General features: G+C 68.6%; 4 protein-coding genes. All 4 read right to left on the bottom strand.

The window, feature by feature from the left end:
* Positions 1-723: 723 nt before the first annotated feature.
* Positions 724-2196 carry an amidohydrolase family protein gene (locus VGF64_18130; protein HEY1636678.1) on the bottom strand — a complete coding sequence of 491 codons (1473 nt, stop codon included), beginning with the start codon at positions 2194-2196 and terminating at the stop codon, positions 724-726.
* Between the two features lie 96 nt (positions 2197-2292).
* A complete protein-coding gene (locus VGF64_18135) occupies positions 2293-2574 on the bottom strand; it encodes a Nif11-like leader peptide family natural product precursor (GenBank protein HEY1636679.1) in 282 nt (93 codons plus the stop codon).
* Positions 2575-2864: 290 nt separating this feature from the next.
* Positions 2865-3152: a Nif11-like leader peptide family RiPP precursor gene (locus VGF64_18140; GenBank protein HEY1636680.1), complete on the bottom strand. Its 288-nt coding sequence runs from the start codon at positions 3150-3152 to the stop codon at positions 2865-2867.
* 163 nt (positions 3153-3315) lie between these two features.
* The coding region (locus VGF64_18145; GenBank protein ID HEY1636681.1) for a YcaO-like family protein at positions 3316-3615 on the bottom strand (300 nt) is incomplete at its 5' end.

A 3615-nucleotide genomic window follows, 5' to 3' on the forward strand; every position in this document is an offset into this window, starting at 1 on the left:
CTCTTCGGGGGGACAGGTGCGGTGGGTCGTCTCGACGAACCCCTTGGCCGCCCGACACTCCCTCCCGAGAAAGCCGACCGGAGGCGGCGAGCCGATGCTCGCGGGAACCTCGGTGGTCGCGGTCACGGCTCTGCTACCTCACACTCGCCGGTCGACTTCGCCAGGACGCCGTTGCGCGCATGGCAACCTGGGTGCCGCCCCACGGAGATGCTGGTCGGGGATCAGCCGCGGCGCGGGCTTCACCGCCCGGCAGTCAAAGCGGCAAACGATCGCCCCCCTGCCGGTGAGCTCTCTCGGGACTCGCCCAGCGCCTCGGCGATCAGCTCGCAGAGGGCAGTCCTCGAGCGCGACCACGAAAGAACCCACTTACAAGCCCCCCCTTTTTTTTCCGGGATCAACCCGGCTCGGTCGCCAGCCGTTGGCCCGTGTCATCACGGCCCGCCACTGTTGCCCGCCGACAACCCCGCCGATGTGCGCCTACGACGTTCAAGCTATCACGCCGTCGAGTAGGCCGTCTACCCGTCTGGACCGACACGCTGTAGTCATGCTGCTGGGCTCGGTCCCCCGCCGCCGCAGGAGGAAGCTCGCGTCGAGCGCGGCCAACCCCTCCTTCTGGCGCGCCTCATCGAGCGGGGCTTCGAGAGAGTGGTGCTGCCCGGTGGCGCACCTGGAGGTGGCGGTCGTGCGAGAGCCTGTGCCTGTGCCCGTGCCCGGCCTGGAACGCTACAAGTTCTCCTGGATCGCGACCAGCGACCGGGCCGCCAGCTTCGATCCGTCCCCTTGGATGCGCTGAACCTCGGCCTCCAGCGCGGTTGCTCGAAACGGACCGAGACCGCTCCCGGCCCACGCCCTGATCGGGTCTTCGAAGGTGATCGCCCGCAACTGGTCGCTCGTGAGCAGCCCCCGCTCCACCTGGTCCCAGGCCTCGGTGAGCAACAGAGCAGCCTCGGGAGCATCCCAATGACCGAGATCGCTCGAGAACAGGGCGCCCAAGCGGCCTCCGGCGCTGAACCGAGAGTCGAAGGCCAGGCAGGTGAGGGGGTCGTCCGCCTCGCACCCGGCAAAGAACTGCGTGGTGAAGACCTCCCGGACGTCGTCGGGTCCCTCGAGGCCTGACTCGGCGAACTCGTCGACAGCGTCGCCGTCGGCAACTGGCTGGGCGAGGGGACCCAGAGCCTCGCCCAGCCGGTCGGCGCGTGCCCGCAGGGCGTCGCCTCCATGGCTGGCCAGGCAGTCGGCAAGCAGCTGGCGGTCGAGGCGATCCGGGTTGTAGCAGGCCACGGCCTCGCCGGCGCGCAGTTCCATGTGGCGTATCAGATCCGAGCGCAGGCTCACGGCCCAGGCCACGCCCCCCTCCATGAAGGCGAAGCGCAGGGCGGGAAAACGCACGGGCACCCCACCAAAGAGCAATGACCGAGCCACGGCCTCGGCGCCGGCGGCAAACCCGCCGACGTGGTTGAACATGTAGTTGGCGGGCGAGGCCCGTGTGCCGAACCCGAAGGTGGCCGAATGGAACGTCGGCATGAGCTCGAGCTGCTCGCAGGTCCGCCACACGGGATCGTAGTCGTGGGTGGACCCGTGCCCGAGGCTGTCGTAGACCGAGGCGGGTCCGCTCGAGGCGGGGCTGATCGTTCTGGGCACCAGGCCGGTCAGCACCACCGCTTTCATGCCCAGCTCGGCGACGTGGGCGAGCGCTTCGGTCGCTTCAGAAGGGGTGTAGGCGGGGATAACCGCCACCGGTTCCACTCGGTCACGGGCCCCAGCACAGACCTCCAGTGCGGCGCGGTTGAAGGCTCGGGCTGCCACGGTGCGGAACTCGGGATCCGGGACTGCCAGCGCCGCCATACCGAACGTTGGGTACAGGAAAGCGAAATCGACGCCCATCTCGTCGAGGCGGTTGCGCAGCAGGCCGGGGAACATGGCCGTCGCCCGGTCGAGCGAGCTCGCCGACACGGCCCACCACGGAGGTCGCATGGCTCCCAGCCGACGCCGCGCCGGGGGTCCGATACGCCCCACCGCAGCCAGCCCGTCGAAGATGGCGTCGAAGCGCTGCGCAGCCGCCGGGCCCGCCTCCTCGGCGACCAGGTCGCCAACGAGGGGCAGGTACTCGACGAGGTGGCCGTCACTGTCGATGACGGGATGGCCGAGGCGCTCGCGCACCTCGGCGGACGTGTGCGCCGACATCGGACCGGTCATGAGGTCACTCCGTTTGACGTCTTGCCGAGGCAAGGCCTGCGACGGCTGCTCGGCCTACCACACAGCGCGTGCGTCGGCCGGAAGCGGACACGGAAGCTAAACGATCCCTCCCACAGCGGAGGAAAAGGCAGCTGGATGCCCAACCCCGACCGTGGTCGCGCCAGCGCCGCCTGCCACCTTCTCCAGGTCCTCGTCGGACAGCTCGCTGATACCGGCCAGCTTCTTGAGGGTGGGCAGGTCGTCGGTGCTTACGTCGAAGCCAGCGTCGGTCACGATCCGACGCTTGTCGTCCGGGGTTTCCGCCGCTTCCAGCTGGGCCCGGAACTCCTCGTCCGAGCTGACCCGCTCGTACAACGCTGTTACTCCCTCTGCACTCATGTTGTCTCCTAACCGGTTTGGTTGTCCGTCGTGATGGTCATGAACCCCTTTCGGGCTGGGATAGGCGTCGCCTCGTTGTGCAACGCCCGTCAGGGGATGCTGACCGCGACGACCGCCGGCAGCGCGGCCAGCGCGGCCTACTTGCTCGGTTGCGCACCTCGGCGGAGGTGAGCGCCGACATCGGACCGGTCATGAGGTCACTCCGTTTGACGTCTTGCCGAGACAAGGGCTGCGACCGGCTGCTCGGCTTACCACACAGCCCATGCGTCGGCCGGAAGCGGACACGGAAGCTAAGCGACCCCTCCCACAGCGGCAACGAGGACAACCACAGCTGGAAGCCCAACCGCCACTGTGGTCGCGTCAGAGCCGCCTGCCACCTTCTCTAGATCCTCGTCGGACAGCTCGTTGACGCCGGCCAGCTTCCGGATGGTGGGCAGATCGTCGCTGGTCACTTCATAGCCAGCCTCGGTCACGATCTGACGCTTGTCGTCCGGGGTCTCCGCCGCTTCCATCTTGGCCCGGAACTCCTCGTCCGAGTTGATCCGCTCGTACAACGCTGTTACTCCCTCTGCACTCATGTTGTCTCCTAACTGGTTTGGTTGTCCGTCGTGATGGTCATGAACCCCTTTCGGGCTGGGACGGGCGTCGCCTCGTTGGGCAACGCCCGTCAGGGGATGCTGACCGCGACGACCGCCGGCAGCGCGGCCGGCGCGACCTACTTGCTCGGTGCGGGTCCGTCGCTCACCCGGTCACCTCCCTCGTGTCCGAGCGTTCCGCCGCTGCCGGGGCGGCCGCGCGGCCGCCCCGGACTCCTGGGGCGTAGTGGGCGAAGGAGTTGTAGCCTTCGAGACCGGGCACCACCACACGCACGACCGACACGTCGAAATCGGGCGGCGTCAGCTCGACGACGATCGCGTGCTCGAGTCCGACCCCGGCCAGGCGCTCGAGCAACGTGACGCAGTCTTCCTCGAAGGTGTGGCCCGCCGAGGACGGCCACGAGCGGGCGGTCGTATGCGGCTCGAGGAGTGTGGGGCGGGCCGC

The organism is Acidimicrobiales bacterium, from assembly GCA_036491125.1.
In the GTDB taxonomy this organism is placed as follows: domain Bacteria; phylum Actinomycetota; class Acidimicrobiia; order Acidimicrobiales; family AC-9; genus AC-9.

What these genes read in the sequence shown, in the direction of transcription:
- VGF64_18140 (HEY1636680.1), bottom strand. Translation starts at nt 3,152, where the DNA reads ATGAGTGCAGAGGGAGTAACAGCGTTGTACGAGCGGATCAACTCGGAC.
- VGF64_18135 (HEY1636679.1), bottom strand. Translation starts at nt 2,574, where the DNA reads ATGAGTGCAGAGGGAGTAACAGCGTTGTACGAGCGGGTCAGCTCGGAC.
- VGF64_18130 (HEY1636678.1), bottom strand. Translation starts at nt 2,196, where the DNA reads ATGACCGGTCCGATGTCGGCGCACACGTCCGCCGAGGTGCGCGAGCGC.